The 25251-nt window shown below is 67.9% G+C and carries 30 protein-coding genes and 1 tRNA gene; 13 read left to right on the top strand and 18 right to left on the bottom strand.

Going from position 1 to position 25251, the window contains the following annotated elements; translation table 11 throughout:
- Positions 1-43 precede the first annotated feature (43 nt).
- Together DMP03_RS03270 and DMP03_RS03265 are read left to right on the top strand one after the other, a co-directional pair.
- On the top strand, positions 44-1291 hold the full coding sequence (locus DMP03_RS03270) for an NAD(P)/FAD-dependent oxidoreductase (protein WP_152119281.1): 1248 nt from the start codon (positions 44-46) through the stop codon (positions 1289-1291).
- Positions 1292-1321: 30 nt separating this feature from the next.
- A complete protein-coding gene (locus DMP03_RS03265) occupies positions 1322-1621 on the top strand; it encodes a hypothetical protein (protein ID WP_152119280.1) in 300 nt (99 codons plus the stop codon).
- Here DMP03_RS03265 and folP read toward each other — a convergent pair.
- The 3 genes from folP to purH form a co-directional block, all read right to left on the bottom strand.
- The gene (gene folP / locus DMP03_RS03260) at positions 1609-4008 is read right to left on the bottom strand and encodes a dihydropteroate synthase (RefSeq protein ID WP_152119279.1); all 2400 of its coding nucleotides are present in this window, start codon (positions 4006-4008) and stop codon (positions 1609-1611) included. The two genes, DMP03_RS03265 and folP, sit on opposite strands and share 13 nt — an antisense overlap.
- A gap of 608 nt (positions 4009-4616) precedes the next feature.
- Entirely contained in the window at positions 4617-4937 is a 321-nt protein-coding gene (locus DMP03_RS03255; protein WP_152119278.1) for a hypothetical protein, read from the bottom strand.
- A 31-nt stretch (positions 4938-4968) separates the two neighbouring features.
- Positions 4969-6546 carry a bifunctional phosphoribosylaminoimidazolecarboxamide formyltransferase/IMP cyclohydrolase gene (purH, locus tag DMP03_RS03250; protein ID WP_152119277.1) on the bottom strand — a complete coding sequence of 526 codons (1578 nt, stop codon included), beginning with the start codon at positions 6544-6546 and terminating at the stop codon, positions 4969-4971.
- 168 nt (positions 6547-6714) lie between these two features.
- On the opposite strand from purH, the gene purB reads away from it, so the two are divergent.
- The gene (gene purB, locus DMP03_RS03245; protein WP_152119276.1) at positions 6715-8094 is read left to right on the top strand and encodes an adenylosuccinate lyase; all 1380 of its coding nucleotides are present in this window, start codon (positions 6715-6717) and stop codon (positions 8092-8094) included.
- Between the two features lie 29 nt (positions 8095-8123).
- On the opposite strand, the gene DMP03_RS03240 is transcribed toward purB, so the two are convergent.
- Complete coding sequence (locus DMP03_RS03240) at positions 8124-8621, bottom strand: LabA-like NYN domain-containing protein (protein WP_152119275.1); 498 nt, start codon at positions 8619-8621, stop codon at positions 8124-8126.
- Between the two features lie 37 nt (positions 8622-8658).
- The gene (locus DMP03_RS03235; RefSeq protein WP_152119274.1) at positions 8659-10362 is read right to left on the bottom strand and encodes a radical SAM protein; all 1704 of its coding nucleotides are present in this window, start codon (positions 10360-10362) and stop codon (positions 8659-8661) included.
- A gap of 86 nt (positions 10363-10448) precedes the next feature.
- On the opposite strand from DMP03_RS03235, the gene DMP03_RS03230 reads away from it, so the two are divergent.
- The gene (locus DMP03_RS03230; RefSeq protein ID WP_152119273.1) at positions 10449-10940 is read left to right on the top strand and encodes a TspO/MBR family protein; all 492 of its coding nucleotides are present in this window, start codon (positions 10449-10451) and stop codon (positions 10938-10940) included.
- Here the strand turns inward: DMP03_RS03230 and DMP03_RS03225 are convergent.
- A complete protein-coding gene (locus DMP03_RS03225; protein WP_152119272.1) occupies positions 10937-11746 on the bottom strand; it encodes a DUF429 domain-containing protein in 810 nt (269 codons plus the stop codon). The two genes, DMP03_RS03230 and DMP03_RS03225, sit on opposite strands and share 4 nt — an antisense overlap.
- Before the next feature lie 36 nt (positions 11747-11782).
- Positions 11783-12469 (bottom strand): metallophosphoesterase, encoded by a 687-nt coding sequence (locus tag DMP03_RS03220; protein ID WP_152119271.1) that lies wholly within the window; start codon positions 12467-12469, stop codon positions 11783-11785.
- A gap of 109 nt (positions 12470-12578) precedes the next feature.
- On the opposite strand from DMP03_RS03220, the gene DMP03_RS03215 reads away from it, so the two are divergent.
- Entirely contained in the window at positions 12579-13349 is a 771-nt protein-coding gene (locus DMP03_RS03215) for a DUF7839 domain-containing protein (protein ID WP_152119270.1), read from the top strand.
- Here DMP03_RS03215 and DMP03_RS03210 read toward each other — a convergent pair whose 3' ends face one another.
- The 7 genes from DMP03_RS03210 to DMP03_RS03180 are packed head-to-tail and all read right to left on the bottom strand — an operon-like array spanning position 13350 to position 16567.
- Positions 13350-13574, bottom strand: a complete 225-nt coding sequence (locus DMP03_RS03210; RefSeq protein ID WP_152119269.1) for a hypothetical protein — start codon at positions 13572-13574, stop codon at positions 13350-13352.
- Positions 13575-13579: 5 nt separating this feature from the next.
- The gene (locus DMP03_RS03205; protein ID WP_197739280.1) at positions 13580-14206 is read right to left on the bottom strand and encodes a J domain-containing protein; all 627 of its coding nucleotides are present in this window, start codon (positions 14204-14206) and stop codon (positions 13580-13582) included.
- Positions 14207-14245: 39 nt separating this feature from the next.
- Positions 14246-14998: a proteasome assembly chaperone family protein gene (locus tag DMP03_RS03200; protein ID WP_152119268.1), complete on the bottom strand. Its 753-nt coding sequence runs from the start codon at positions 14996-14998 to the stop codon at positions 14246-14248.
- A 50-nt stretch (positions 14999-15048) separates the two neighbouring features.
- Complete coding sequence (locus tag DMP03_RS03195) at positions 15049-15234, bottom strand: RNA-protein complex protein Nop10 (RefSeq protein WP_123124225.1); 186 nt, start codon at positions 15232-15234, stop codon at positions 15049-15051.
- Position 15235: 1 nt separating this feature from the next.
- Positions 15236-16036 (bottom strand): translation initiation factor IF-2 subunit alpha, encoded by an 801-nt coding sequence (locus DMP03_RS03190; protein ID WP_152119267.1) that lies wholly within the window; start codon positions 16034-16036, stop codon positions 15236-15238.
- Between the two features lie 58 nt (positions 16037-16094).
- Positions 16095-16286 (bottom strand): 30S ribosomal protein S27e, encoded by a 192-nt coding sequence (locus DMP03_RS03185; protein ID WP_152119266.1) that lies wholly within the window; start codon positions 16284-16286, stop codon positions 16095-16097.
- Positions 16286-16567 (bottom strand): 50S ribosomal protein L44e, encoded by a 282-nt coding sequence (locus DMP03_RS03180; protein ID WP_152119265.1) that lies wholly within the window; start codon positions 16565-16567, stop codon positions 16286-16288. The genes DMP03_RS03185 and DMP03_RS03180 overlap by 1 nt, the downstream gene beginning before the upstream one ends.
- Before the next feature lie 195 nt (positions 16568-16762).
- On the opposite strand from DMP03_RS03180, the gene DMP03_RS03175 reads away from it, so the two are divergent.
- Positions 16763-17029, top strand: a complete 267-nt coding sequence (locus DMP03_RS03175) for an HAH_0734 family protein (RefSeq protein WP_152119264.1) — start codon at positions 16763-16765, stop codon at positions 17027-17029.
- A 3-nt stretch (positions 17030-17032) separates the two neighbouring features.
- Positions 17033-17761 carry an SDR family NAD(P)-dependent oxidoreductase gene (locus DMP03_RS03170; RefSeq protein ID WP_152119263.1) on the top strand — a complete coding sequence of 243 codons (729 nt, stop codon included), beginning with the start codon at positions 17033-17035 and terminating at the stop codon, positions 17759-17761.
- On the opposite strand, the gene DMP03_RS03165 is transcribed toward DMP03_RS03170, so the two are convergent.
- Positions 17750-20011: a DUF2298 domain-containing protein gene (locus DMP03_RS03165; protein ID WP_152119262.1), complete on the bottom strand. Its 2262-nt coding sequence runs from the start codon at positions 20009-20011 to the stop codon at positions 17750-17752. The genes DMP03_RS03170 and DMP03_RS03165 overlap by 12 nt on opposite strands.
- Before the next feature lie 84 nt (positions 20012-20095).
- Here DMP03_RS03165 and DMP03_RS03160 point away from each other — a divergent pair, with 84 nt between their 5' ends.
- The 4 genes from DMP03_RS03160 (at position 20096) to DMP03_RS03145 (ending at position 21936) form a co-directional block, all read left to right on the top strand.
- Complete coding sequence (locus DMP03_RS03160) at positions 20096-20857, top strand: glycosyltransferase (RefSeq protein WP_152119261.1); 762 nt, start codon at positions 20096-20098, stop codon at positions 20855-20857.
- Positions 20854-21303: a GtrA family protein gene (locus DMP03_RS03155; protein ID WP_152119260.1), complete on the top strand. Its 450-nt coding sequence runs from the start codon at positions 20854-20856 to the stop codon at positions 21301-21303. The genes DMP03_RS03160 and DMP03_RS03155 overlap by 4 nt, the downstream gene beginning before the upstream one ends.
- A gap of 58 nt (positions 21304-21361) precedes the next feature.
- Positions 21362-21436: transfer RNA gene (locus tag DMP03_RS03150), tRNA-Met, on the top strand.
- A gap of 32 nt (positions 21437-21468) precedes the next feature.
- Entirely contained in the window at positions 21469-21936 is a 468-nt protein-coding gene (locus tag DMP03_RS03145) for a hypothetical protein (protein ID WP_152119259.1), read from the top strand.
- Here DMP03_RS03145 and DMP03_RS03140 read toward each other — a convergent pair whose 3' ends face one another.
- A complete protein-coding gene (locus DMP03_RS03140; RefSeq protein ID WP_152119258.1) occupies positions 21937-22620 on the bottom strand; it encodes a type 1 glutamine amidotransferase domain-containing protein in 684 nt (227 codons plus the stop codon).
- 88 nt (positions 22621-22708) lie between these two features.
- Here DMP03_RS03140 and DMP03_RS14170 point away from each other — a divergent pair, with 88 nt between their 5' ends.
- Both DMP03_RS14170 and DMP03_RS03135 read left to right on the top strand, forming a co-directional pair.
- Complete coding sequence (locus tag DMP03_RS14170) at positions 22709-22867, top strand: DUF7559 family protein (RefSeq protein ID WP_172967056.1); 159 nt, start codon at positions 22709-22711, stop codon at positions 22865-22867.
- A complete protein-coding gene (locus DMP03_RS03135) occupies positions 22864-23298 on the top strand; it encodes an Hsp20 family protein (protein WP_152119257.1) in 435 nt (144 codons plus the stop codon). The genes DMP03_RS14170 and DMP03_RS03135 overlap by 4 nt, the downstream gene beginning before the upstream one ends.
- Here DMP03_RS03135 and DMP03_RS03130 read toward each other — a convergent pair whose 3' ends face one another.
- Together DMP03_RS03130 and DMP03_RS03125 are read right to left on the bottom strand one after the other, a co-directional pair.
- Positions 23299-24396: an NAD(P)/FAD-dependent oxidoreductase gene (locus tag DMP03_RS03130; RefSeq protein WP_152119256.1), complete on the bottom strand. Its 1098-nt coding sequence runs from the start codon at positions 24394-24396 to the stop codon at positions 23299-23301. It abuts the gene before it with no gap.
- A 30-nt stretch (positions 24397-24426) separates the two neighbouring features.
- Positions 24427-25203: a DUF7388 family protein gene (locus tag DMP03_RS03125; protein WP_152119255.1), complete on the bottom strand. Its 777-nt coding sequence runs from the start codon at positions 25201-25203 to the stop codon at positions 24427-24429.
- Positions 25204-25251: the final 48 nt, after the last annotated feature.

The following is a 25251-nucleotide window of genomic DNA, read 5'->3' as shown; positions in this document are numbered from 1 at the left end:
GTTCGCCACCACCTTTTCCGGCGAGAGACGCCTAACCTTTCACATGACAGAGCGTGTCCTCGTCCTTGGAGCCGGAGCCGGCGGGACGATGGTCGCGAACCGGCTCGACCGCGAACTCGGCGGGCTGGCCGAGGTAGTCGTCCTCGACCGGACGCCGACCCACCGCTACCAGCCGGCCTTCTATCTCCACCCGTTCGGTCACGCCGACATCGACGCGCACACACGGGACGTGCGCGACTATCTGCGTGCCGACGTGCGGTTTCGCGAGGCGACCGTGACGGGTATCGACCCCGGCGAACGGATGGTCGCGACGGGCGACGGGAGCGTCGAGTACGACCGGCTCGTCGTCGCACTTGGCCACGAGACCGTCGCCGGCCCGTGGGCGGGTGAGCCGCACGTCTACCCGTTCTACCGGCCCGAAGGCGCACGCGCACTCGAGGAGACGCTGAGTCGGTTGGTCGGCGGCACGGATGGAACCGACGCGGAGACTCCGGTAGCGGCCGACGGCGGCGTAGCGACCACGGGAGCCGAGCCGTCGCTCCCGACACCGACCGCGGAGCGCCCGCTCCGGGTCGTCGTTACCGAACCCGAGGGAAGCGTTTCCTGTAGCGGTGCGCCGGCGAAGGCCGCCCTGCTCGCCGAGGATTATCTCACGGCCCACGACGTTCCGTGTGCGGTGACGCTCGCCGGCCCCGACGACCACGTCTTCGGGACCGGCAAGAAGGCACGCTACGATGAGGAACTCGCCGACGTGTTCGATACTCGTGGTGTCACGTACGAGGGGGGCTTCGTCGTCGACGGAGTCGCCGACCAGCGGGTCGAAAGCGAGGACGGTCAAACCATCGAGTACGACCTCTATCTCCCCGTCTCGCCACAGCGGTGTCCGGCCGTGCTGACCGACGAGTCACCCCTGACTGCGGCGAGCGACGAGGGGTACGTGGCCGTCGACCCCGAGACGATGCGCCACCGCACGGCCGACCGGGTGTACGCGCTTGGCGACTGCACCGACGCGCCAACCTCGAAGACGGCCGCCGCCGCGCGCAAGCAGGCCGCCGCGCTCGCCGACAACCTCACCGCCGACGTGACGGGGCGGGCGTACGAGTCCCGCTACGACGGCTTCGCGGCCTGTCCGCTGCTCACCGAGGAGGGGAAAGCCATCCTCGCAGGGTACGACTACGACGGCGCGAAGTTTCCGGCCGTCGAGTCGCGCGTGAGTTGGCTGGCCGACGTGGAGGCGATTCCGCGACTCTACTGGCAGGTGTGGCTCCGCGGCTACCTGCTGGGCGTCTAGGCTTTTCTCCGCGGGGGTCGACGGACGCGTATGGGAGCTATTCCGCCCGAACTCGACCCCGAGACGCTGATGGACGCGTTCGACACCGAGGACCCGGCGACCGCCCGCGACAGCTATCTCGACACCTGTAGTGCGCTCCAGCAGGAACTCGCGCGCGTCCTCAAAGAAGAGGGCGGCGGGACGGTCCACGTCACGACCGCAGAGCTCACGAACCGCGTGTTCGCACCTCGGCGCGCCGTTCAGATCGGACTCACGAACATGGCAGCGGAGGAAGACAGCCCGCTCGAATCAGCGGTCGCGACCGACGAGTGGACGATTCACGAGCCCTGAGTGCGGGTCTCTTCCGCGACGCGGACGGCGGCGACGTTCCCCGCCACATCGTGGACGCGCACGATGTCGGCCCCGCGGTCGGCGGCGATAGCGCTGCCGGCGACGGTCGCCTCGTACCGGTCGCCGGTCTCTCGCTCGACACGCGCGAACAGCGATTTGTGTGAGTGACCCACCAAGACCGGGCAGCCGAGCGCGGCGAACTCACCCGTCCGGTCTAACAGCTCGAAGCTCTCGGTTGCCGACTTCCCGAAGCCGATACCGGGGTCGACGATGATCTGGTCACGTGAAAGACCGGCCCGCTCGGCGAGCAGGATGCGCTCGCGGAGCTGGGCAATCGTGTCACTCACCACGTCGTCGTACTCGACCGTCACGTCGGGGTCGACGGGGGCGTTGATGGAGTGCATCACGACGACCGGTACGTCGTACTCGGCGGCGACAAAGCGCATCCCCGGGTCGGCAAGCCCGGACACGTCGTTGATGATGTCAGCGCCGGCATCGAGGGCCGCGCGTGCGGTCTCGGCGCGTCGGGTGTCGACGGAAATGAGCGCGTCGAGGTCGCCGATGCGCTCGACGACCGGGACGAGCCGGTCGATCTCCTCGTCGACGGGGACCGGCTCTGCGCCCGGACGCGTCGACTCCCCGCCGATGTCGACGATGTCTGCACCCTCGGCAACGATTTCCTCGGCGCGCTCGACCGCAGCGTCGACGGCGTCGTACTCGCCGCCGTCGTGGAAGGAGTCGGGCGTGACGTTCAGAATTCCCATGACTGCGGTACGGTCGGTCCACGGGTAGTCGGCGTCGGTCTCGGGGTCGGCGACGGCGACGCGGTTGGCGAGCACGGGGTCGTCGGCGCGGAGTCGCGCATCGAGCGTCTCGAACTCCGCGGTCGTGCCGGACAGGACGACCGAGACCGGTTCGCGGGGCTGCGCGTCGAGTCCCGACACCGAACAGCTTCCGCCGACGGCTGCCATCGCGGTGTCGAGTCGCCGCGCCTGCGCCGGGCGAACGGTCAGTGTCCGCGTCTCGCGGACTATCTCGTCCGGGTGCTGGTCGGACGCTGGTACGTCCGCCCCGTCGAGGGCCGTGCGGGCGTCGTCGGCGTCGCGAACTTGCTTCGGCGTCGGTGTCGCGGTCCAGCGCTCTCTGGCCTCGGCGACGACGAACAGCGAGCCACAGACCACGACCGCATCCGACGAATCAGCAGCGTCGAGGGCGGTGTCGACGGCCGCGCCGACGGTGTCGAACGGCGTCGCGTCCGGGAACGACTCCGCCAACACCTCCGGGCGTTCGGCTCGCGTGAAGTCGGGACGACAGGTGTAGATTTCGTCACCAGTAGGGAGGGCAGCTGCCATGCCGGCGTGGTCCTTGTCGCTCATCGCGCCGACGACGAGGTGACAGTCGTCGTAGTCGAACGCCCCGAGCGTGTCGGTGAGCGTCTCGCAGCTACCGGGGTTGTGTGCGCCGTCGAGCACGACCAACGGCTCTCGGCCCATCAGCTCGAATCGGCCGGGCCAGTGGGCGCTCCGGAGTCCGCGCGCGAGGTCGTCGGTCGTCACGGGGACGTCGAGTTCCTCACCGACCTGTCGGGCGAGGGCGGCCGCGACGCCGGCGTTCTTTGCTTGGTGTGCGCCGAGCATCGCGAGTCGCGTCTCGACCGTCCAGTCGGGACCGGCGAGTGAGACTTTCCCTTCGATACCGACGCGGCCCTCATAACGCGTGGTCACGTCGCTTCCCGCCGCGCCGACGGTGTGGACGTTGCCGTCGGTGTGGTCGCGAACCGCGTCGAGCGCCTCGCCCGTGGTCGCGGTGACGAGGGGCCGGTCAGTCGCGACGTGGGCCTTGTCCCGTGCGATTTCTGCCTCGGTGTCGCCGAGCAGGTCGGCGTGTTCCAGCGTGACGCTCGCGACTGCGCTGGCGACCGGAGTCGTCGCGGAGGTGGCGTCGTGTTGCCCGCCGATACCGACTTCGAGGATTGCTACGTCGACTTCCTGTCTGTCGAACTCCCACAGCGCCATTCCCGTGACGGTCTCGAAGAAGGTCGGCGACTCTCCGGCGGCCCCGCGGTCGGTAACGTACGATTTCGCCGTTTCGACGTACTCGGCGAGCGCGCGTTTCGGCATCTTCCGGCCGTTGACCTGTACGCGTTCGCGCACGTCCGAGAGGTGCGGTGAGGTGTACAGCCCCACGTCGAGACCGGCCTCGCGGAGGACGCGGTCGAGCAGTGCGGCGGTCGAGCCTTTGCCGTTCGAGCCGGCGATCTGGACGACGACGTAGCTCTCGTCGGGCGAGTCGAGCGAATCGAGGAGGTGACGCGTGTGTTCGACGCCCGTGCGGGGGGAGTGTCGCCGGAGGTCGAACAGCCACGTCGCCGCCTCGTGATACTGCATACTCGTGGTCGTTCGGGCGCGTGTTTAGGCGTGTCGGAGACGGGCATCTGTGTCTGGATTATTTTCGTGTGACAGTGGGACTGTACGTGTTTGGCTTCGGTTTCGACAGTACCGCGCTGATGACTTCGATTCTGACAGTACCGCGACCACTCCGATTGCTTGGCCTCGGGGAAACCGCACCGCACCAACCGTTCCCCACGACGCACACGCTCGCACGGCGAGCGGTGCGTCAGGCCACCGCCCCGGTTGCTTAATCGAGTGACTCGAGGCGGTGGCGTGGTCCGAGCGCGCCCTGTGCGCGCGAGTCAGCGCGAGGTCGTCGCGAGGGCACCGAGCGACGGTTTGTCAGCGCTTGCTCTGACAGTGGACGAGTGAGTGAAACGAATGAGTCGGCTGGGGAGGCTCGTGGGTGGTTCGGGGGGCTGAAAGTGGCTGGTGTGTCGCGTTCACTCGGTCGGGTCCGTGGCCGCTATCGGGAACGAGCGACGCTCTCCCGGGCAGCCGGCGGTGCAACCGCCGGCAAGACCGCGACACGGCCGGACACACTCAGGCCATCCAAGCACCCCAGAAGAAGAGACCAGAGACAGTATCCAAAGCCAGACCCAGCCTCACCGGAGCAGCTTCACGACCTCACTCTCGGCGGCACGCTCTGACACCTCCCGGAGTCGTCGGGACTCGAACTCGTCGCTGGCGTGGCGGGCGAGCAGCAGGACCAGCCACGCGAACATTCCAATCCCGACGACGGCGAGCACGAGCAGCCCGACGAGATACGGAACGACGACGGAAAACACCATTCCGGGCGTCGGGTCGCCGGCGAATGTGCCCACGAGCCGGAGGAGACCGACGGCGGTCACGCTCAGGCCGGCGAGCAAGACGAACACCAGTCCCCCCGAGAGCCACCACAGCCGTCGGTCGTCGAGTACAGCCATACTGTCGGAAGGCACGAGCCAGCAAAAAGTGCTACTGGTGACGGAAGGTCCGGTTCCCGGTGAACGCCATCGCCATCCCGTGCTCGTCGGCGGCCTCAATGACGTCCTCGTCGTTGACCGACCCACCGGGCTGGATGACGGCCTCGATGCCCGCCTCGGCGGCCTCTTCGATACCGTCCGGGAACGGGAAGAAGGCGTCAGACGCCATCACCGCGCCGTCGCTTCCCTTCCCCTCGGCGTGTTCGTCGGCCTTCATCGCGGCGAGTCGGACCGCGTCGACGCGGGAGACTTGGCCCATCCCGACCCCGACCGTCTCGGTGCCCGAGGCGAACAGGATTCCGTTCGACTTGACGTGTTTGAGCACACGCCACGCGAACAGCACCGTCTCGACCTCCTCGTCGGTCGGTTCGCGCTCGGTGACGAACTCGAGGTCCTCGCGCTCGGGTGCCCACGTGTCGCGCTCCTGCACGAGACGGCCACCGACGAGTGGCTTCTCGGTGAGTGCCGGACCGGTGTCCTCGTGGTCGAGGTCGCCGACGGCGAGCACGCGGAGGTTGTCCTTCTCACAGAGCACGTCGAGCGCGGCGTCGGTGTAGCGGGGCGCGACGACGACCTCCTTGAACGAGTCGACGACCTGCTCTGCGGTGGCGGCGTCACACTCGCGGTTGAGCGCGACGATACCGCCGAAGGCGCTCATCGGGTCGGTCGCAAGCGCGTCGGCGTACGCATCCGCGAGCGTGTCGGCCGTCGCACACCCCGCCGGGTTGGTGTGTTTGATGACCGCGGCCGCCGGCTCGTCGAACTCCGTGACCAGTCCAAGGGCGGCGTCGGCGTCGTTGTAGTTGTTGTACGAAAGGGCCTTTGCGCCCTCGTTGAGTTGGGGCGCGGTGACGACGTTCGCCTCCTCGACGGCGCGGTCGGCGTAGAGGGCGGCGTCCTGGTGTGGATTCTCGCCGTAGCGCAGGTCGGCGGCGAACTCCTCGGCGACGACCCGGCGTTCTGGGAACTCGCCGCCGTCGTCGCCCTCGACGGTCACCTCGCCGTCCGCGACGGTGACGCGGTCGTTCGCGAACCACCGGACGACGCGGGGATACGCCTTGAACTCACCCTCGTAGAGGACGCGTTGTTTCAGGCTCGCTTCGTCGTCGTCCTCGAAGACCGGTATCGGCTCTTGGGTGACGATTGGCCCGCCGTCGACCGTCTCGTCGACGACGTGGACCGTACAGCCGGTCATCCGGACGCCGGACTCGAGCACCTGCTCGTGGGCGTCGAAGCCGTCGAAGGAGGGGAGCAGACTCGGGTGGACGTTCAGCGTCGTCGGCACCGAATCGAGAAACGACTCGGTGAGCACGCGCATATAGCCGTCGAGGAGGAGCAAGTCGAACTCGTAGCCGTCGAGCGCGTCGAGCACCCGGCGTTCGTGGGCCTCTCGCGATTCGTCCGCGCCGCGATCGACGACCTCGGTCGGAATCGAGCGCTCGCTCGCACCGTCGAGCCCCGGCGCGTCGGCGTCGTTGCTCACGACGACGGAGAAGTCGACCTCATTGACGGTGTCAGCGACGTGGAGGAGATTCCGCCCGCGATTCGACAGCATGCCTGCGACGTTCATACTCGGAGTCGGTGACGGACGACGCAAAGACGTTGCGGTCCCGAGCCGGTCGCTATCCGCGTTCGTGCACAGTACTGCGGGTCTGAGCCGCCAATAAATAGACGAGTCAACACGGCCGTGTATCACGCAATCGACACGCCTTTGGCCGCGCCGTCTGGAGCGCGAATCATGACAGGTCGTTCGTCGCTCGCCGCCGTCTCGCCACTCGATGGCCGGTACGCCCGCTACACGGAGCCGTTGGTTCCGTACGCCAGCGAGCAGGCGCTCGTCCGCGCCCGCGTCCGCGTAGAGGTCGAGTACCTCATCACGCTCGCCGACACCGTCGACGAGGTCGACCTCTCCCAGGGGGAGCGCGACCGCCTCCGCGACTGCTACGAGTCGTTCGACGAGGACGACGCCGCGGTCGTCAAGCAGTTGGAGACGGAGGGGTGGAAGGAGTACGCCGCGACCAACCACGACGTGAAGGCGGTCGAGTACTTCATCCGCGAGCACGCCCCCGAGCCGGCCCACCCGTTCATCCACTTCGGGCTGACCAGCGAGGACGTGAACAACCTCGCCCAGCGACTGCTCGTGAAGCCCGCAATCGAGGAGGTGCTCGCTCCGAAGCTCCGAGAGCTTCGGGACACGCTGACGCAGATGGCACAGGAACATCGCGGGGTGGCGATGTTGGCCCACACCCACGGTCAGCCAGCGACGCCGACGACGTTCGGGAAAGAACTCGCCGTCTACGCCGCCAGACTCGGGCGCGCTGTCGCCGAACTCGACCGCGCCGCCGCGGACCTCACGGGCAAGCTCGCCGGCGCATCAGGGACCTACGCCGCTCACGAAGTCGCCTACCCCGATATCGACTGGCCGGCGTTCTCGGAGTCGTTCACCACCTCGCTCGGGCTCTCTCACCGGGCACTCTCGACGCAGGTGAACCCCTGTGGTGACCTCCAATCCGTCTTCGACGCGCTCCGGAATGCCAACAACGTCCTGCTCGACATGGACCGCGACATCTGGCTGTACGTCTCGAAGCGCTATCTCGGACAGGACACCGTCGCCGGCGAGACCGGTTCCTCGACGATGCCACACAAGGTGAACCCCATCGACTTCGAGAACAGCGAAGGAAACCTCTCGAAGGCGAATTCGGACCTCGTCTTCCTCGGCGACTACGTCACCACCTCACGGCTCCAGCGTGACCTCTCCGACTCGACTGTAAAGCGAAATATCGGGGCAGCGTTCGCCCACTGTCTCATCGGCTACGAGAAGGCGAGCCGCGGGCTGGCGAAGGTCACGCCCAACGAACAGGTGATGCGCGAGGAGCTCGAATCGACGCCAGAGATCATCGGGGAAGCCGTCCAGACGATTCTTCGACGCGAGGGCCACGACGACGCCTACGAGCGCGTGAAGGAGCTCACCCGGGGCCAGCGCGTCACGCTCGCCGATTTCCGGGCGCTGTTCGACGACCTCGACGTGAGCGAGTCGGTCCGGGCGGAGCTTCACGCGCTCGAGCCGACAAACTACGTCGGTGTCGCCGCGGACCTCGTAGACGACATCGACCGGTAGGGTGGTATTGCGAGAACCGGCGAGTGAAGCTACAGGAGGAACCGCTCTTTCTCCTCGCTCATGTCGACGAACGAGTCCGCGGCATCGAGCAGTTCATCAGCCGCGGAGTTGCCAAAGGAGAACACTTCGACGCGAACGCCCTGGTGACGGAGATGCGAGCAGAGCCGCGAGAAGTCGCCGTCACCGGAACAGAGCGCGACCACGTCGACGTGATCGCCCAGCGTAACCGCATCGAGAGAGATACCCACGTCCCAGTCGGCCTTCTTCGACCCGTCGGCGAACGTCTTGATGTCCTTGATCTTCGGCTCGAATCCGATCTCCTCAATAGCCTCGAAGAACTCCTCCTCGTTGGGGGAGTCCGCCCGGATGACGTACGCGATGGCGCGCACGAGCTCGCGGTCGGCGACTACGGTATCGAGCAGCGTCTCGTAGTCGATATTCCGGGAGTAGAGGCTGTGCGAGGAGTGATAGAGGTTCTGTGAGTCGGCCAGTACGGCGACTCGCTGTCCCTCGTGAAGTGGCGGCATACCATCTCTCCTTCCGGTGGTGCCGAAAACGTGTCGCTCAGTCGGCGCTGAAGAAATCGTCTGTCGGGGCCTCCGGCGCGAGAGCGTCGAGTTCCGAATGTGGCCGGTCCACAACGATATTCCCTGCAGTGCCGTCGCCGATGCCCGGAATCGCCGTCAGTTCGTCCATCGACGCCTCGTTCACGTCGAGCGGATGGGGGACGCCGGTCACCGACCGGTAGCCGTGGCCCGTAATCGCTACGTCCATCGACTGACCCAGCTCTCGTTCGCCGGGCACGGCGATGAGCAGCGAGTACGTGCCCAGCTGGCGACCGAAGGTGCGCCCGTCCTGATGGTATTCGAGGTGCACGTCCGGGAGGACGGTCCCGACGGGTGCGACCCGTTTCAACATCGGATTGTCGATTTGCTCTCGTACCTCTTGTTTGTAGGCGTTGAAGTTCTGCTTGTGCGCCTTCGCGATGTCGGCACCCGTCTCGGCCATCTCCGTCCCCTCGAAGGCCATCACCTGCCGGATGTTGATGCGTCGGATCATCAGCCCCTCGTCGAGCACGCGCCGGAGGAACTGCTTGTTGTGCTCGTACGTCTCGGGGCGTTCGCCCATCAGCCCGTGGACGAGATTGATTCCCGGCAGGAGCTTCGGCAGGCGGTTCGCCGACCCCTCCCCGAAGGAGGGGGCGTCTTCGGGGGATTCACCGGGTCGCCAGCCACCCTCCTCGTTGACGATGCGGACGGCTTCGAGACACTCGTCGGCCGTGACGAGCAGATTGTTCTTCTCTTGGACGAGAGGGTCGGCCGACTCCAGCCCGAACGCCGCGGTGTCGCCGGCGGTGTTGTACTTCGCAATGGTGCGAATCGCCTCCCGCGACTGCTCGGGGTAGTCGACGATAGTGACGGGGTTCATGTTGTCGAGGTGGAGCGTCTCGAGGTCGGGGGCCACCTCGCGAATCCCGCTGTAGAGGTCGTGAAGGGCGTCTGGGTTCGGGGCCTCGCCGTCGCCGCCGTACGCGAGGATGTCGGCCTGTCGCCCAAGCCGGAAGTGGCGCGCGCCGCGGTCGTACAGCGCCTCGATTTCCCCGGTCACCGCGTCAACGGACCGGAAGGCCGGGTCGCCGTACATCGGCTCCGTACAGAAGGAACACCGGTAGGCACAGCCGCGGGAGGTCTCCATTTCGCAGATGAGGTAGTCGGGGTGGTTGGGGTGTTGTTCGATGACGAACGCGCCGTCAGCGGCCCACCGGGCCAGCTCCTCGTTCGACCGGTAGCGGTCCTCGAATCCCTCTAGCCCGCCGTGGACGAGGTCGTAGGCCGCGGCTTCTACGTCGGCCATCGCGAGATAATCGAAGTCGAGGTCGTCACGCTCCATGTTCTGTGCGCCGGCGTTCTCCTCGCCGACGCCGAATCGGACTGGCCCACCCATCAGGGTCGTGCCGTCTGCGGTCCACGCGAGCTCGCGAACCTCGTCGGGTTCGGCGGGCGTCCCGCCGACGTAGCTGCCGGGGACGGTCATTCCGCCGACGTAGATGAACAGGTCGGCGTCCTCCACGTCGCGCCACTTTGACTTCTCGTCGCGGAGTTCGTCGATGGTGTGGTAGGTAATCTGCGATTCGGAGACGCCGGCGTCGACGAGCGCGCCGGCCGTGTACCGAGGGTACGTCGAGATGTACGGCGGGACGCCGAAGTGGGCCGGCTCGTCCACGTAGCCGTCGACAAGCGTCACGGAGAGCGTCGCCGGGTCGGTCATTACCAGAGCAAGCGGGTCGAGACGCAAAACGACGCCGGTCGCGAACCGACGCAAACAGCTACCGTCTCGGAGGGCGTAGAGCAGATATGCAACAGCAGACAGACAGCGGCGGCCTGTCGGTGCCGGACGGGCGCGGCCTCCTGACTGCGGCCGGTTTCGTCGTCGGTGTGAACGCGGTCGGTGCGCTTCCGGCACTGTTCGTCGGCTCTGACACCTCGTGGATCGACAAGCCGGCCTTCTTTCCGCCGGAACTCGCGTTCCCCGTCGTCTGGACGCTGCTGTTTACACTGCTCGGCGTCGCCCTCTACCGGGTGTGGCAGACGCCCGACGGCCCCGCTCGGTCGCGCGCGCTGGCGCTGTTCGCCGGACAGTTCGCCGTCAATCTCGTGTGGACGCCGGTGTTCTTCGGACTCCGCGCGCCCGTCGCCGGACTCGCTATCATCGCCGTGTTGTGGGTCGCAATTCTCGCCACGATGCGCGCCTTCGACCGCGTGGACCGGCCGGCGGCCGCGCTCGTGGTGCCGTATCTCGCGTGGGTCTCCTTCGCGACGGTGTTGAACGCCGCTATCGCTTTTTAAACGTATATATACCCCTCAAGCGAATCGTACCGCTCTTCCTCGACGGCAAAGTCGTTCTCGACAGCCCGCGCGACGGCTACAGTTCCGACGGCGGCATCGAGGGCGTCACCGCCCGATTCGTCGACCAGTCGCTCGGCCAGCGCGTCGTCCATCGCCATGCCCCACTCGCGCAGGCCGGCGACGATTTCCTCGCGACGGGCGCGCTCGCCGTCGTGTTTGTTTCCCTTGTACTGCTGGTCGGGGAGACAGAGCGCACGCAAGGTCGCCGCCGGATAGATTTCACACAGCGTGGGTCCCTCGCTCGGGGCCATCGGCTCGACGCCCGCTCGCTCGCCGAGGACGAGGGGGGCGAGTACGTCGCGAATCCCGTGGAGCGTCTGGTAGCGCGTGATGAACGAGTAGGGTGAGGAAGCGCCCGTCGGGCTGTCAGTCCGCCGCTTGAGTTCGATTCCGTCGGCGTCGCTGGCCCGAGCGCGCTCCTTCAGAGCGGTCTGCATCGACTTCCCGTCGTCTCCGGCGAAGGTCGCGCCGAACCACCGGAGGAACGCCGGCCACGAGTCGCAAGCCTCGGTGGGGACGAGCACGCGCGGGAGACCGAAGGATACGTCGAGTCCGGCGACACCGTCCACATCAGCGAGCCACGCGCGCAGCGCACTGAGAACGGCTTCTCGCCCGGTCGCGTCGAACTGCTCGCCCGCAGAGACACAGGAGTCGAGTCTGAGTCCGTCGGCGGTCGGGCGGGCGCTCGCAAGCCAGATGTCGTCGCCGGGTCGGGCCGCGCCGCTGAAGTCGATACCGTGGTACACACTCGACGGTCGGGGCGCTCGGGGTAAGCAGTTTCCTCACAGCAGCCGGCGGAACTCGTCCAGCGGCGGAAACGTCAGCGTCTCGTCGGCGTCGGGATCGCGCACGACGGGCCGGAGCGGGCGGGTCGTCTCCACGAGCGGCGAGTCGAAGTGGCGGGCGTACATCGCGTTCACCTCGACGCCGCCCGCGAGTCGCGTGAAGGCGGGCAGCATCAGGAGATCGCTGTCGCCGTAGACGCCGTCCCCGGTGAGATAGCAGGGTCGCCGCTGCCCCTCGATGTCGATTGCCGGGTGGTCGTGGCCGACGATGTAGCCGTCGGCGTCGGCCGTCGGCTCCTCGTGGCCGTGACACACGACCCAGTCGCCGACCCAGTGTTCCGACTCCGTTGGTCCGTCCCACACCTCACCCAGCATCGCGTCGTGGTTGCCGGGGGTGACGACGAGTCGCGCGCCGGTCTGTCGACACGCGGCCTTCAGTTCGCGAACCGTCTCCAGCACCCCCCGGGGAAGCGTCGAGAACGAGTGGAGGAAGTCGCCGGCGACGACGACTTCGTTGGGCGAGAACTGCGCGAGCAGTCGCTCGAACCGCGCCGTGAGGTCGCCGTGCTCGCCGACCCGAAGCTCCAGATTCGACGCCTCGTCGCGGCCGATGTGCAGGTCAGCGACGACGAGCGTCTCGGGGGCGGGGAGATAGACCGCCCGGTCGCGGTACGTCGGCTCCATGTCTCTGGTAGGGCGGCGAGCGACAAAGAGGCTCGCGGCCACAACACTCTGGAGAGACGACGCGACCGCCACGCCGGGGTTTATGAACACTGGAGCGGAACAGTTCGGTATGGTCGAGGTTCTCGAAACCAAGCGGGCGGCGACGACGTTCCGCGTGCTGACCGCGGTCGCGGAGCGTGGCCCCGCCGTGAATCAGGAGGAGATCGCCGAGGCCGTCGGCGTCACCTCTCAGGCCGTCTCCGAGTACATCAGCGACCTCGCGGACCGTGGCTTCGTCGAGAAGGAGGCTCGCTCCCGGTATCGCGTCACCAACGAAGGCGTCGACTGGCTGTTCCAGCAGGCCAACGACGTGCGCCGGTTTGCCGACCACGTCACCGACGACGTGCTCGGCTCCGTCCAGGAGGACGCCGCCGTCGCGACGGCGGAAATCCAGGAGGGCGAAACCGTCTCCCTGTCCATCGAGGCGGGACTGCTCCACGCGACCCCGGGCGAGACCGGACCGGCGACGGGGGTCGCGACCACCGACGCGAGCGAGGGGACGGTCGTCGGCGTCACCAACTTCGCGGGCGTCATCGACCTGGAGCCGGGCGAGGTGACGGTGTATCAGGTCCCGCCCGTGCGGGCGGGCGTCGAACCGGACATCGAGACGCTCACCGCCGCTCGCTCTGCCGAAGTCGTCGCCGCCGACGGGGTGGAGGCGGTCGTCGCGCTCCGCGAGGCCGACATCGAGACCGACGTGACCGTCGCCGCCGGCGAGGTCGCCGCGGACGCCGCTGGGCGGGGGATGGACGTCGTCGTCGTCGTGAGCGCCGACCGAACCGGACGCGTGACCGACACGCTCCGGGACAGCGGTCTGGCCTACGAAGTTACCGACGCCTGATTAGGGCAGTTCGATGTCGGTCTCGGCCTGTTTCTCGGCGCGTCGCACCGCCTCGTAGTAGGTGGCGGCGTCCGCCTCGAAGACGAACGTCGCAAGCTCCTCGAAGCCGAAGTCCTGTGCGAGAAACTGCGTCCCCATCCAGTTCGTCGGTTGATCGAGTTCGCCGCTGTCGAGAAGTTCGGCCAACTGCGTTACTACCGTCTCGGTGATGTCGACTCGTGTCATGCTGTCTATTGTGTCGCCGTCGCGTACGCCTCCTGCACCCGGCGGAACGCCTCCTCGTCGCCGCCGTGGTCGGGGTGGACCTCCTTCACGCGATTTCGATAGGCGGTCCGGATCTCCGTCTCCGAGGCCGTCGTCGGAACCCCGAGGGTCTCGTAGGCGTCGCGCGTCGGACGGTGGTCGCCGCCGGACTCGGCCATCTCGCGTTGGTACTGCTCGCGGCGGTCGCGGTCGCGTTCCGGTTCGGGCGTCACGAACGGGAGCCGATACCCCAGATTCACGCTCGGCATCTCGTACTCGACGAGCACCGGATGCGTCTCGGTCTCGCCGAGTCGGTAGAACGTCCGCGGGTCGAAGGTGATCGCCACGTCCCGGGCGGGCAGGTAGAATGCGACGGACTCCGCGTCGAGCGCGTGGTCCTCGACGTAGCGTTCGCCGATAGAGTCGAGATACTCCCGAATCTCGCCGCGCCGGCGGCCGTCCCCGTCGAACTGCTGGTCCGACTGTCGGGGTGCGGTCGGAAACAGTCGCACGCCGGCGATGAAGATGCCGGCGATGGCGACCGTCGCGACGCCGCCGGCGACGAGACCGAGACGGACCCACTCGGGAGTGGCGGCGACGATGTCTGCGAGCACACCCGCCGTATGTGAACGGGACGTAAGAATCTCTCGCCGTCAGCCGATGTACCGCAGGTCGTCGTCCGGCGTCTGCGCGCTCTGTTGTTGCATCTCCTGCATCTTCTCCATCACTTCCTCCATCTCGTCGGCGCGCTCGTCTAACGACTCGTAGTCCACTTCGAAGCCGAGTTTCGCACACAACACGTCGAGCACGGCGCGGGCGCTCTTCGGGTCGACCAGATAGCCCGAGGTCTCACCCATCAGACAGGCGGCCTCGAAGCCGCGCCGGCCACCGAGTCCGAGGATGAGTCCCGAGACGCCGACGACGCCGCCCGCGGGTTCGTCGTCGCGGAACTCCACGCCGGCGTCCTCGAGCGGCTCGACGAGCGACGCCTCGCTGACCGCGCCGACGACGCCGTACTCCTCGATGAGCTCCCCCGTCGGGACGCCACCCAGCGCGTAGGCGGTCTCACAGCCACACTCCGCGGCGACGTCCAGAAACGTCGTGGTGAGCCGGTAGTGGCCCGGGCCGTCGCCGGCTTGCTGGTCGCCCGTCAACACGAGCAGGTCGGTGCCGTCGGCGTCGACGGCGTGAAACTCCGCGCTCGCGAGCTTCGAGACGCCGTCCTCGACGGTGACCTGCGGCGGGAAGTGCTCGGAGTACACCGTCGCGACGTGGTCCGTCTCGAACTCGTCGACGAGGTGGTCGGCCGCCAGCTTGCCGACGTGACCGACCCCCGGTAACCCCTCGACGAGTACGGGGCTGTCGAGCGACGGCTCCGTGTGCCAGAGTACATCGAATTCGTCCATACCCACACCGGGAGGCCCGCACGTAAGTCGTATTCGGTCGTTGCTCGGGGTTACGCGTCCCGCTCGCGGCGCTTGACGCGGCGGCGATACTCGCCGTAGCGGTCCTCAGGGTTGTACGGCGCTGGCGCGCTGTTTTCGGTGTCGGCCCCGCAGTCGGGACAGCGGTCCTGCAGCGTGTAGCGCGGGCGCTCGTGGGCCGTCTCCCACGCGCTACAGACGCGGATGTCGGCTTTCATCTCACTCGTCGTCGGTACGGCGGTCGCGGTGGAACTCCGCCGTCCCGCCCGCGGCCGAAATCGCGTCGCTCGCACGGGCCGCACTCGCTTCGAGCTCGGACTCCGCGTCGTCGTAGTTCGGTGCCTGCACGCGGATGCGGTACTCCGGTGCGCCGACGTAGGTCACGTCAAGGTCCACCTCGTCTGGCACCTCGCCGTTGCCCGCGGCTGCCTCCATCGCGGTGCGCACGTCCTCGACGCCGTCGGGGTTCGGCGACGTGAGGTCGACGTAGCCCGTCACGGTCACGTACGGGACCGAGACGTTTCTTCTCGCGGTCTCGACCAACGCGTCGACTTCGTCCTCCGAGAGGTCCGTCGAGTCGAGGGCGTCTGGTCCGTGGATGGCCGCCTGCTCGAAGCCGGCGTACATGCTGCCGAACTCCTCGACGAGTTCGCCGGCGACGGCGGCGAACTGCTCGTCGGAGACGTCCTCGCCGAAGGCCAGTTCCATCCACTTGTCGGCCTTCTGCTCGTTTTTCCACTCCTGAATCTTGTCCGAGCGCTGGTGGTCGTTGACGTCCTTGATCGAGAGGTCGACCTGCTGGCTCGACGTGTTCACGTCGAGCACCTTGCAGACGACCACGTCGTCGACGTTGACGTGGTCGCGGACGTTCTTGATCCAGCCGCTCGCTACCTCGCTGACGTGGACGAGCCCACGCTTGTCCTCGTACTCGAGGAGGTCGACGAAGACACCGAAGTCCTCGATCTCGTCCACCTCGCCCACGACGAGTTCGCCGGTTTCGGGCCAGCCTGAGTATTGCATACCTACGGATAGCGGGGTGGAGTGGATAAACGGTTCGTGATGAAGCAGACGCCGGGCGTTACGCGAGCGGGTCGGTCGTGCGGTCCTCGACGACATCGACGACCTCGCCTTCGACGGCACCGATGCCGCCGGTCGGCGTCACGAGCGTGTGGCCACAGACGGCACACGAGACCTCATTCGAGGGCTTCTCGAAGACTATCTGTTCGTTCTCACAGTCCGGACAGGCGACGGTGATGAAGCTCCCGGCCATTATTCCTGGAACTCCAGTCGTCCGGCGCGCCATCCCTCGCGCAGGTGGGCCTTGCCGCAGTCGGCACAGCGGTACTTGAGGTTCGTCTTCTTGGTGGGCTTGTCCCCGCCGGGAACCTTCGAGAACCGACCGGCGTTGCCGATGACGGAGCGGCCGCGTCGGGTCTTCCGCTGGTCGTGGGTCATCCCCGAGGAGCGCCCGGTGCGGACTTTCTCCACCTCGTGTTCGTGGTGGGCGTTACAGTGCGGGCAGTACGTGTTGAATCGGCGTGGCATCTGCATTGTTGTTGCCCCACCTAACACAGCCCACGTTAAAAGCCGTGTGATTCGGTGGGTAGCCGGCGGCGCGGGCGGTGAGCCGTCGGCGACTGCGTCCCGCGGTCGGGCTGGGTATCGCCGCGTCGGTCACCTACCTCGAAGCGACTCGTTCGGGTATAGCTCCGAAGTGTTTACTACGCCATTCGCCAATACGTAGATATGAAACGTCTCATCATTCACGGCGACCCGGGCATCCGGAAGGGCGCGATTATCGAGCTGGACGGTGAGGAGCTGTACTGCTTTTCCGTGACGCGCAACGGCGACTGGCACGGTCCCGACGAGGTGCAACTGTGGTGTACCGTCGGTGCCGAGACAGAGCTGGAAGACTTCGAGCGTCGCGACTTCGTCCCGATGCACCTGGACGTGGAGACCGTCGACGCCGATGCCGTCGAGGTCATCAAAGCGAAGGACGCACTCGCGGTCTAATCCGTGAGCAGCGAGCCGCGCCGGGCCGTCGTCGTCGGCGCGTCGAGCGGTATCGGCGAGGCGCTCGCTCGCCGACTCGCCGCCGACGGGTACGAGGTCGGTCTCTGTGCCCGCCGGCGCGGACGGCTCGTCGACATCGGCAACGAGCTCCCGACGAAGGCGTACGTCGCGAAGCTCGACGTGACCGACGCCGAAGACGCACGCGAGGGTTTCTTCGACCTCGTCGAGGCGATGGGCCACGTCGACCTCGTCTTCCTGAACGCCGGCGTCGGCTACGAGAACCGGTCGCTCGACTGGGAGCGCGAACGACAGACCGTCGAGACGAACGTGCTCGGGTTCACCGCACTCGCCGTCGCCGCGAGTCGCCAGTTCGAGCGGCAGGGCGACGGCCGACTCGTCGGCATCTCCTCGCTTGCGGCCCACATGGCAGACGGGAACGCCGCCTCCTATCACGCCTCGAAGGCGTACGTCTCGCGCTACTGTGACGGGCTTCGCTACCGCGTCCAGCATCTCGACGCCGACATCGGCGTCACCACCATCGAGCCCGGCTTCGTCGACACCGACCTCGCGGGGGGTGACCTGTGGCTCTGCTCGCCGGAGACGGCGGCCGACCAGATCGTCGCGGCCGCACGCAGGGGGAAGCGCCACGCCTACGTGACGAAGCGCTGGCGCGTCGTCGCGTGGCTCGTCGCGCTCCTCCCGGACCTCGTCAAGCGCCGGCTATTCTCCTGACGTGACCCGGTAGATCGTCACGTCACCGCGTTCGATTTGCTCGACCGAATCGAGCGCACTGACCGTGATATCGCCGTATTTTGCCCGTTCCGTCGGGCCGACGTAGATGTAGCGCACGTCGTACTGTTCGATGAGTCGCTGCTGTGTCGCCGGCTCGCCGGTGTAGATATCCAACACGTCGGTGACGCGCTGTTCGTACGCCTCGGGCGAGCGGTACTGGCGCTCGTGGTACCAGCCCGCGACGGTCGGGACGCCAGTGAGACTCGCCGGTGCGCTCGCGCCGTTACCGTCCGACGGGTTCCACCGGTAGCCCGCGGGCGCGGCCGTCACGATGGTCGGTTGGCCCTCAAGCCGACTGATGTACTCGATGGCGGGCGCTTCTTCGGCGTGGCGAATCTCGACGAACGCCGTCGCGTCCAGTGTCGGCCCGCGCTCGTTCGCCGTCGGACTCGCCGCGTCGAGATGGGACGGAACCGCGAGCGCGCCGTACAGTCCGGTCGTGACGACGAGGACGACGAGCAGGACGCGCCCGGCGATTGCCGTCCGTCGGCCGGGCGTCGGGACGCTCGCGCGCTCGCGAACGAGACCGGCAAGCCGAACGAGCGCGAGCCCCGCGGCGGGTGCCCACAGCGCCCACACCTGCGCGTAGAGCTTGAACACCGTGTTGAGCCGCGAGTCGGGGGACTGCGGCTCGGCGATGTAGACGAACTCGACGAGGACGACGATTCCCGCGCCCGCGACGACGAGCAGTGTCTCGTAGCCGGCCGACTCCGTGCGCAACAGGAGCCACCCACCGAGCACGAGCGGGGCAACGAGCGCGAGCGCCGGCGCGCCGACAGCGACGCCGACAGCGACGAGCACGAGCGTTCCGGCGACGGCAGCCCGGGAGCGTCGGCTGTCAAGGTCTCGTCCCCGCGTGAGATAGTAGGCGACGAAGGCGGCGAGGAAGCCACCGTGGACGAGCAGGAGTTCGCCGACTCCGGTGCGGTCCGGCAGGAAGCCAATCGGTCGGCTGGAGGCGCTCCCCAGCCAGAAGGGCGCGGTCCACGCGAGCGCCAGGAGCGTCGTCGCGCCCGCGAGCAGCAGTGCGGCTCCGAACCGCACTCCCTCGGCACGGAGTCGGGCGTCCGTCTCTGCGGGCTGTTCCGGGACAGCGCCGGTCAGGAGCGAGCGCGGGGCTGCGGGCGCGAGCGCGTACACGAGGAACGGCAGCCCGAGCGCCGCCGTCGGGAGCGACCACGTGTTCACGACGCCGATGTAGCCGGCTATCGGCGGAACGAGACCGAGACCGAGCAGCCGGCGACGACGCAGCTCCTCGGCCGGCGTCCGCCAGTAGGCGTACAACAGCCCCGCGACGAGCAGGAGAAGCGGCACGTCCATCATGTGCGCGTGGAGGTCGCCGTTCAGGTACGCGAACAGCGGGAACTCCGTGATTGCGCCGTCGATGAGCCGCGAGGCGGACCAGTAGTAGAAGTCGCCGGGCGACCACGCGACGAACTCCGATACCGCCTGTGACCCGAGTCCGAGGCCAGTCGCGAGGGTGCGGGCCAGCCCGTCCGGGAGCAGCCAGCCGACGAACTGCGTGGCCGTGTAGAGATTCGACGCGATACCGAGGAAGAACGCAGAGAGCGCGCCGGCGGCGACGGGCGAGTAGCCGGCGTCGTCTGCGACCATCGCGGCGAGTCCGTAGACGGTCGAGACCGCTGTCCCGTAAAACCCCGCGAGCGCGAGGTTGTAGGCGTAGCGGGGTGCAGTCGAGAGCAGTTCCGTCAGCAGGGCGGCGATGACGTGGCCGCCGTAGTAGTACTGTATCGGCTCGTTCGCAAACCACATATCCTCGGGCGGAAGCGTGTCGGTGCGGAGCAGCGAGCGGAGCAGCCCGAAATCGAGAAACTTCTCGCCGCCCAGCGGCGCGACGCCGGGGTCGAAGGCACGAAGCAGGACGACGAACGCGAAGCCGAGCAGGAAGACGACGGCTGGACCGGCCGCGGCCCGGAGGTCGACCTCGGCTCCGAACCGGTAGCTCGCGGCCGCGAGACCGGCGACGACGACGACGGCGGCGGGGAGACCGAACAGCCCGGGTATCGTCCCGAGGAGGAAGCCGCCGAGTCCGAGCGCGGCGAACACGAGCGGGAGCGTGAAACCGGCACCACGGGCCGTCGAGCCGAACAGCCGGGCCGCGAGCGGGAGCGCGATTGCCCCGAGGACGAGATACGCGAACCCCCACACGAGGACGAGACCGTACTCCATTACCGGCACCTCAGACTCGGCCGGAATACGTCTTGTGGAGTCACCATCGAACCGCTTTTGCTCTCCCCTGTGCGAGTGGCCGCCATGCACCGGTCGCTGGGAATCGTACTCCCCGCGTACGACCCCGACACTGACCGGCTCGCGCGCTACGTCGACACCCTCCAGGAGACACTCGCGCCCGAGACCATCAGCGTCGAACTCGACGCTCCCGACGAGCGGACGCGCTCTGCCGTCGCCAACCTCGGCGTGGAGCTACACACCGTCCCCTACCGCCGCGGCAAGGGCGCGGCCGTCACGGCCGGCTTCGAGTCGCTCGACACCGACGTGCGCTGTTTTCTCGACGCCGACGGCTCCACGCCGGCTCACGCCGCCGAGGAAATCATCGCGCGTGTCGGTGACGGGCTCGCCGTCGGCTCGCGTCGCCACCCCGGCTCGAACGTCGTCGGTCACCAGACCGTCGCCCGGCGCTTCCTCGGCGACGGCTTCGCGTGGGTCGCCCGTCGACTCCTCGCGGCCGACCTCTATGATTACCAGTGTGGCGCGAAGGCGATTACCGCCGAGGCGTGGACGGACGTGCGCGACCACCTCTACGAGCCGGGCTTCGCGTGGGATATCGAACTCGTCGCGATGACAGCCGCGCTCGGTTACGACGTTCGGGAGGTTCCAATCGAGTGGGAAGACGCCCCCGGGTCGACGGTCGACCCGCTCCGGACTGCCGTGGACATGGGTCGGGCGCTGGTCGCGGCGCGCCACCGGGCGAAACGCGTCACGAACAGCCGGCTCCACGACGCGCTCGCCACCGGGCGCGAGGAGCCGGTCGCGCTGGTCGAACGCGAGGAACAGTGAACCGCCAACAGCTCCGAGCGCTCGTCGCGCGCGACCGCATCGGCCAGTTCCTCTCCGTCGGGGTCGTCGGAGCCGGCTTCGACATCACGACTGCGACCGTCCTCCGGGAGCTGGGCGTCTACCCCGAACTCGCGGTCTTCGCCGGCATCGAGGTTGCCATCGTCGTGATGTTCCTCCTCAACGACCGGTTCACGTTCGCGGAGGAGGGTGCGGCCGGCCTGCGGGCGACACTCCGCCGACTCGCCACCTCGAACGTCGTCCGTATCGGCGGTATCGCCGTCCAGTTGGGCGTGTTCCGGCTGTTGTATCGCGTGCCCGACATCACGCTCACGGTCGCCGGGCTGGACGCGTGGTTCGTCGCAGCGAAGGTGTCCGGAATCGGTGCGGGGATGGTCGTCAACTACGTGACCGAGAGTCTGTTCACCTGGCGTGTGACACGACACTAATCCCCATCCGGCGTGACGAAAGGCAACCCTTATCCGAACGCCTCGAATACGAGGAGGTAGCGGGATAGGATAGCCAGGAGATTCCGCCGGGCTCATAACCCGGAGATCGGTAGTTCAAATCTACTTCCCGCTACTTTCTCTCGACGCCAACCCCACAGTTGTCGCTTGGACAACGATTTATTTCTCGACCGGCCTAACCTCGTGTATGCACTATTTCGTTGCGTTCGACGGGACGCGACTCAGCGAGGAGGCGGTCCGACGGGTGCGGTCGATGGCACACGCCACCGACGACATCACCGTCGCGACGGCCATTCCGGACGGCGACCGTTCGCCCGCAAGCGCGGATGGCTCGGCGAGAACGAGTCCTTCGAGCTGGAGACCGTCGCAGACAGTGCCCGCGAGGAGGCGGCGTCGCTCGCATCCGCGGCGTCGTTCGAGCCACTCCGCGTCGGGCACCACGCCTCGTCGGGAGCCATCGGGTCGCGGCTCCGTCGGCTGGTCCGCGACCTCGACCCGGACGTGGTCGGCAGTGAGAACGCCGGCCACCAGATGAACGCCGTCGGCTCCGTCGCCTTCCCCGTCATCGGCAGCGACAGCTACGACGTGTTAGTCGTTCGCCACGTCCACGAGTAGTCAATCGAGACCCAACTCGGCAAGCAGCGTCTCGCCGGCGGCCTCGGAGGAGCCGGGACCGCGGGCCGTGATCAGGTCGCCGTCCACGGTGACGGACGTATCGGCGTCGAGTTCGGCGTCCCAGTTTCCGCCGGCGGCTTTCACCTCGTCTTCGACCCAGTAGGGGAGCTTGCGGCCGTCTGGCATGCGGTCGTGCTCGTCGACGATACCCTCCTCCCACTCGTTGGGGAAGCCGGTGACGTTGCGCCCGTCAACGAGGAACGCACCGTCGGCGGTGCGGGTGAACGCGAGGATACCGACGGCGTGACAGACGACGAGTGCCGTGCCGTCGGTGCCGTTTGCCGTGTCGCGGAGCAGTCGCCGGGCGTCGCGGTCCTGGTTCACGTCCCACTCGGTGCCGTGGCCGCCGGGGAAGACGACGGTGTCGTAGTCGTCGGCCTCGACCGTCGCAATCGGGACGGAACTGTTCATCGCCTCGTTGTCCTTGTGGACGCCCATCGCGAACGCGGCCGCGTCCTCCCCGACGTTGTCGGGGTCGACGGACCGCTCGTCGACGACCGGCTTCCCGCCCGACGGCGTCGCGACGGTCACGTCGACGCCCGCCGCTTCGAGCGTCGTCAGCGGCTCTGCGCATTCTTCGCCCCAGTACCCTTCTTCGCTCACGACGAACAGCGCTGTTGTCATCAGTCGCCGTTCTCGGGGGACGGAGAAAACCGTACTGGCAACGGAAGTGGCCGGGACGTTCAAGAGCCAAGCGGGCGTAGGCCGGCGTATGCCAGCAACCCTAGAAGTCGTCTGTACCCGCGACGACTGCGATTTGGACATGTTCAATCTCCATTACACGTACGACATGCCGGACGGAACAGGCGTCGAGGCGTTCACCTGCCCGTACTGTGGCCACGCCGACGGGCTGGAGGAACTGGACGCATGAGCGACCGGCCGGATATCGACATCCAGGAGATGGGCGAGTCGCTCGGCAAGGAACTGCTCTCGCGGGCGGGGCAGGTCTCCTCGCGCGTACAGGAGGAGCGGCCGCTCGTCGCGGACGTGCTGGAGAGCGACGACGCGTATCTCGTCGTCTTCGACGCGGCCGGCATCGAGATGGAGGACGTACAGGTGCGCTTCGAGGACGGCGGCGTCGAGGTGCGACTCGACCGATTCCGCGACGCGAGCGAGGAGTTCGAGATGGTGTTCCCCGGCCGCGGGCTGACGCTCGAAGGCCGCGCCGAACTCCCCGGCGGCGACGTGAACCCCGAGGCCGCCGAGGCGACGCTGACTGCCGCCGGCACGCTCCACGTCGAGGTGCCGAAAGTGGCGACAGAAAACGACGAGACGGACGAGCACGCGGACAGCGAGGAGTAGCTACCGCCGTTCCACGTCCATTCCCTCGACGATTTCGAACGACTCGTCGCCAGCGAAGCGCGTCGGGTCGAACGCCGACCACTCCTCGCCGAACACCTGCGCCGTCAGTCGCTCAGCGATTGCCGGCGCACGCATGAACCCGTGGCCCTGCCAGCCGGTCGCGACGTACACGCCCGACCGGAGTTCACCGACCAACGGGTCGCCGTCCGGGGTCGCGGTACAGAGCCCGGCCCACGACTGTGCGTCCGGCCACGACTCGCCGAGTGCCGCCTCCTGATACCCGGTCGCGTCGGTCCGAAACCACGCGTCGGCGTCGCGCTTCCAGTCGTCGGGCTCCTGTTCCTCCGGGAGCGTGCCGTCACCGACGAGGATACCGCCATCGCGAGGGCGGAGATAGTAGCCGCCGGAGGCGTCGAACACCATCGGAATGTCGCGGTCGACGGATTCGGTCACGAGCGCCTGCACCCGGTAGGGCTTGACTGGAATCGGCGCGACGGCCGAGACTACCGCGCGGGTGTGTGCGCCCGCGGCGACGACGACCGCATCGAACTGCTCGACGCCGTCGTCGGTCGCAACGTCGCCGTCGGCGGTGAGCTGCACCGGCGTGTGCTCGCGAACGTCGACGCCGCGCTCGCGGGCGCGGGCGGCCATCTCCGTCGTGTACCGTTCCGGGTCGACGTAGCCTGCGGACTCCGCGACGGCCGCGACGGCAACATCGTCCGTGACGAGGGCGGGAAATCGGTCGCCGAGTTCGTCGCTGTCGAGCGTCGTCACGTCGACACCGCGGTCGCGCACGAGCGCGGCCTGCTCGCGGATCTCGCTCGCGCGGCGGGCGTCGCGGTCCTCGCCGGTGTCGCGGGCGAGCCAGACGTACGGGCAGTCGGTGAGCGCGTCGGCTTCGCGAAAGCGAGACAGCGCGCGCTGGGCGAGACGGGCATCACGGCGGTCGGAGAAGGCGTCATAGCAGAGACCGGCGGCGCGCCCGGTCGCGCCGGCGGCGACGGTGTCAGCCTCATAAAGTGTGACGGTGGCGTCGGTCGCAAGGTCACGGGCGAGCGCGACCCCGACCGCGCCGCCACCGACGACGGCGACGTGCATACCCGTGGCTTCGTCGCCGGTCACTTCGCGCTATCGGTCCAGGACGACGTCGAGACCGCGAGCGGGGTAGCCGACGACGGTGTCGACGCCGGCGTCCTTCAGGTCGGTGACGCGCTCGCCGACGGTCTCGGGCGTGCCGACGAGCGCGAAGTCCGGTATCGCGTCGGTGAGCACTTCGCGGGCGCGGCCGGTCGCGGCAGCGTCGGTGGCCGCGTCCTCGGGGAGCGCGCGCCGGACCGGGCCGCGGCGAGAGGCGTAGCCCCCCACCGCATCGAGCAGCGCGTCCTCGTCGTCGGTGAGGACGACCGGCGCGTAGAGGGCGATTTCGGCCGCGAAGCCGGCCGCACGGAGCGCGCGCACCGCCCGGCGCGTCCCTCGCGAGAGGAGTTCGTACTGCGGGCCGCCAGCGGCCATCGCGATACGCTCGACGCCCTCCGTCCCGACCCACGCCTCGGGAGCCTGTTCGCGGGCTGCGCCGAGCCGAGGGGCGACAGCGCGTTCGCGCTCCGCGTCGGTGAGATACGCCGGGTTCCCGGCGACGAGGACGCGTTCGCCCGCTGCGAGCGGGAGCAGCGAATCGTCGCCAAGCGGGTCGAAGCCGTCGGCGCGCACGGGCGTCGTCACCCGGAGGTCGCGGCCGTCGGCGAGTCGGGCGAGCGCGTCGGCGTCGGGGAACACCTCGCGCCCCTCGTAGTCGACGTTGAGCAGGTCGGTATCGAGGTCCGCGGCGCGAGAGAGGTCGTGCTCGTGGGGCTTGAGGGCGATTCCGTCGAGGCGGGCGGCGGTGAGAGGCTGGTCGGTGAGCATGCGGGAGCGAGAGCGGTCGTTGCTCGTCTCTCTTCCTGCGACGGCTAA

Origin of the sequence: Halosegnis rubeus (assembly GCF_009184545.1) — an archaeon.
Lineage (GTDB): Archaea > Halobacteriota > Halobacteria > Halobacteriales > Haloarculaceae > Halosegnis > Halosegnis rubeus.
The sequence above is the reverse complement of the archived record's forward strand: the minus strand, read 5'-3'. Positions and strand labels throughout refer to the sequence as shown.

Bases quoted from the DNA above. Each gene is read 5' to 3' on its own strand.
- DMP03_RS03270 (WP_152119281.1), top strand. From the start codon at position 44: ATGACAGAGCGTGTCCTCGTCCTTGGAGCCGGAGCCGGCGGGACGATG.
- DMP03_RS03265 (WP_152119280.1), top strand. From the start codon at position 1,322: ATGGGAGCTATTCCGCCCGAACTCGACCCCGAGACGCTGATGGACGCG.
- folP (WP_152119279.1), bottom strand. From the start codon at position 4,008: ATGCAGTATCACGAGGCGGCGACGTGGCTGTTCGACCTCCGGCGACAC.
- DMP03_RS03255 (WP_152119278.1), bottom strand. From the start codon at position 4,937: ATGGCTGTACTCGACGACCGACGGCTGTGGTGGCTCTCGGGGGGACTG.
- purH (WP_152119277.1), bottom strand. From the start codon at position 6,546: ATGAACGTCGCAGGCATGCTGTCGAATCGCGGGCGGAATCTCCTCCAC.
- purB (WP_152119276.1), top strand. From the start codon at position 6,715: ATGACAGGTCGTTCGTCGCTCGCCGCCGTCTCGCCACTCGATGGCCGG.
- DMP03_RS03240 (WP_152119275.1), bottom strand. From the start codon at position 8,621: ATGCCGCCACTTCACGAGGGACAGCGAGTCGCCGTACTGGCCGACTCA.
- DMP03_RS03235 (WP_152119274.1), bottom strand. From the start codon at position 10,362: ATGACCGACCCGGCGACGCTCTCCGTGACGCTTGTCGACGGCTACGTG.
- DMP03_RS03230 (WP_152119273.1), top strand. From the start codon at position 10,449: ATGCAACAGCAGACAGACAGCGGCGGCCTGTCGGTGCCGGACGGGCGC.
- DMP03_RS03220 (WP_152119271.1), bottom strand. From the start codon at position 12,469: ATGGAGCCGACGTACCGCGACCGGGCGGTCTATCTCCCCGCCCCCGAG.
- DMP03_RS03215 (WP_152119270.1), top strand. From the start codon at position 12,579: ATGGTCGAGGTTCTCGAAACCAAGCGGGCGGCGACGACGTTCCGCGTG.
- DMP03_RS03210 (WP_152119269.1), bottom strand. From the start codon at position 13,574: ATGACACGAGTCGACATCACCGAGACGGTAGTAACGCAGTTGGCCGAA.
- DMP03_RS03200 (WP_152119268.1), bottom strand. From the start codon at position 14,998: ATGGACGAATTCGATGTACTCTGGCACACGGAGCCGTCGCTCGACAGC.
- DMP03_RS03195 (WP_123124225.1), bottom strand. From the start codon at position 15,234: ATGAAAGCCGACATCCGCGTCTGTAGCGCGTGGGAGACGGCCCACGAG.
- DMP03_RS03190 (WP_152119267.1), bottom strand. From the start codon at position 16,036: ATGCAATACTCAGGCTGGCCCGAAACCGGCGAACTCGTCGTGGGCGAG.
- DMP03_RS03185 (WP_152119266.1), bottom strand. From the start codon at position 16,286: ATGGCCGGGAGCTTCATCACCGTCGCCTGTCCGGACTGTGAGAACGAA.
- DMP03_RS03180 (WP_152119265.1), bottom strand. From the start codon at position 16,567: ATGCAGATGCCACGCCGATTCAACACGTACTGCCCGCACTGTAACGCC.
- DMP03_RS03175 (WP_152119264.1), top strand. From the start codon at position 16,763: ATGAAACGTCTCATCATTCACGGCGACCCGGGCATCCGGAAGGGCGCG.
- DMP03_RS03165 (WP_152119262.1), bottom strand. From the start codon at position 20,011: ATGGAGTACGGTCTCGTCCTCGTGTGGGGGTTCGCGTATCTCGTCCTC.
- DMP03_RS03160 (WP_152119261.1), top strand. From the start codon at position 20,096: ATGCACCGGTCGCTGGGAATCGTACTCCCCGCGTACGACCCCGACACT.
- DMP03_RS03140 (WP_152119258.1), bottom strand. From the start codon at position 22,620: ATGACAACAGCGCTGTTCGTCGTGAGCGAAGAAGGGTACTGGGGCGAA.
- DMP03_RS14170 (WP_172967056.1), top strand. From the start codon at position 22,709: ATGCCAGCAACCCTAGAAGTCGTCTGTACCCGCGACGACTGCGATTTG.
- DMP03_RS03135 (WP_152119257.1), top strand. From the start codon at position 22,864: ATGAGCGACCGGCCGGATATCGACATCCAGGAGATGGGCGAGTCGCTC.
- DMP03_RS03130 (WP_152119256.1), bottom strand. From the start codon at position 24,396: ATGCACGTCGCCGTCGTCGGTGGCGGCGCGGTCGGGGTCGCGCTCGCC.
- DMP03_RS03125 (WP_152119255.1), bottom strand. From the start codon at position 25,203: ATGCTCACCGACCAGCCTCTCACCGCCGCCCGCCTCGACGGAATCGCC.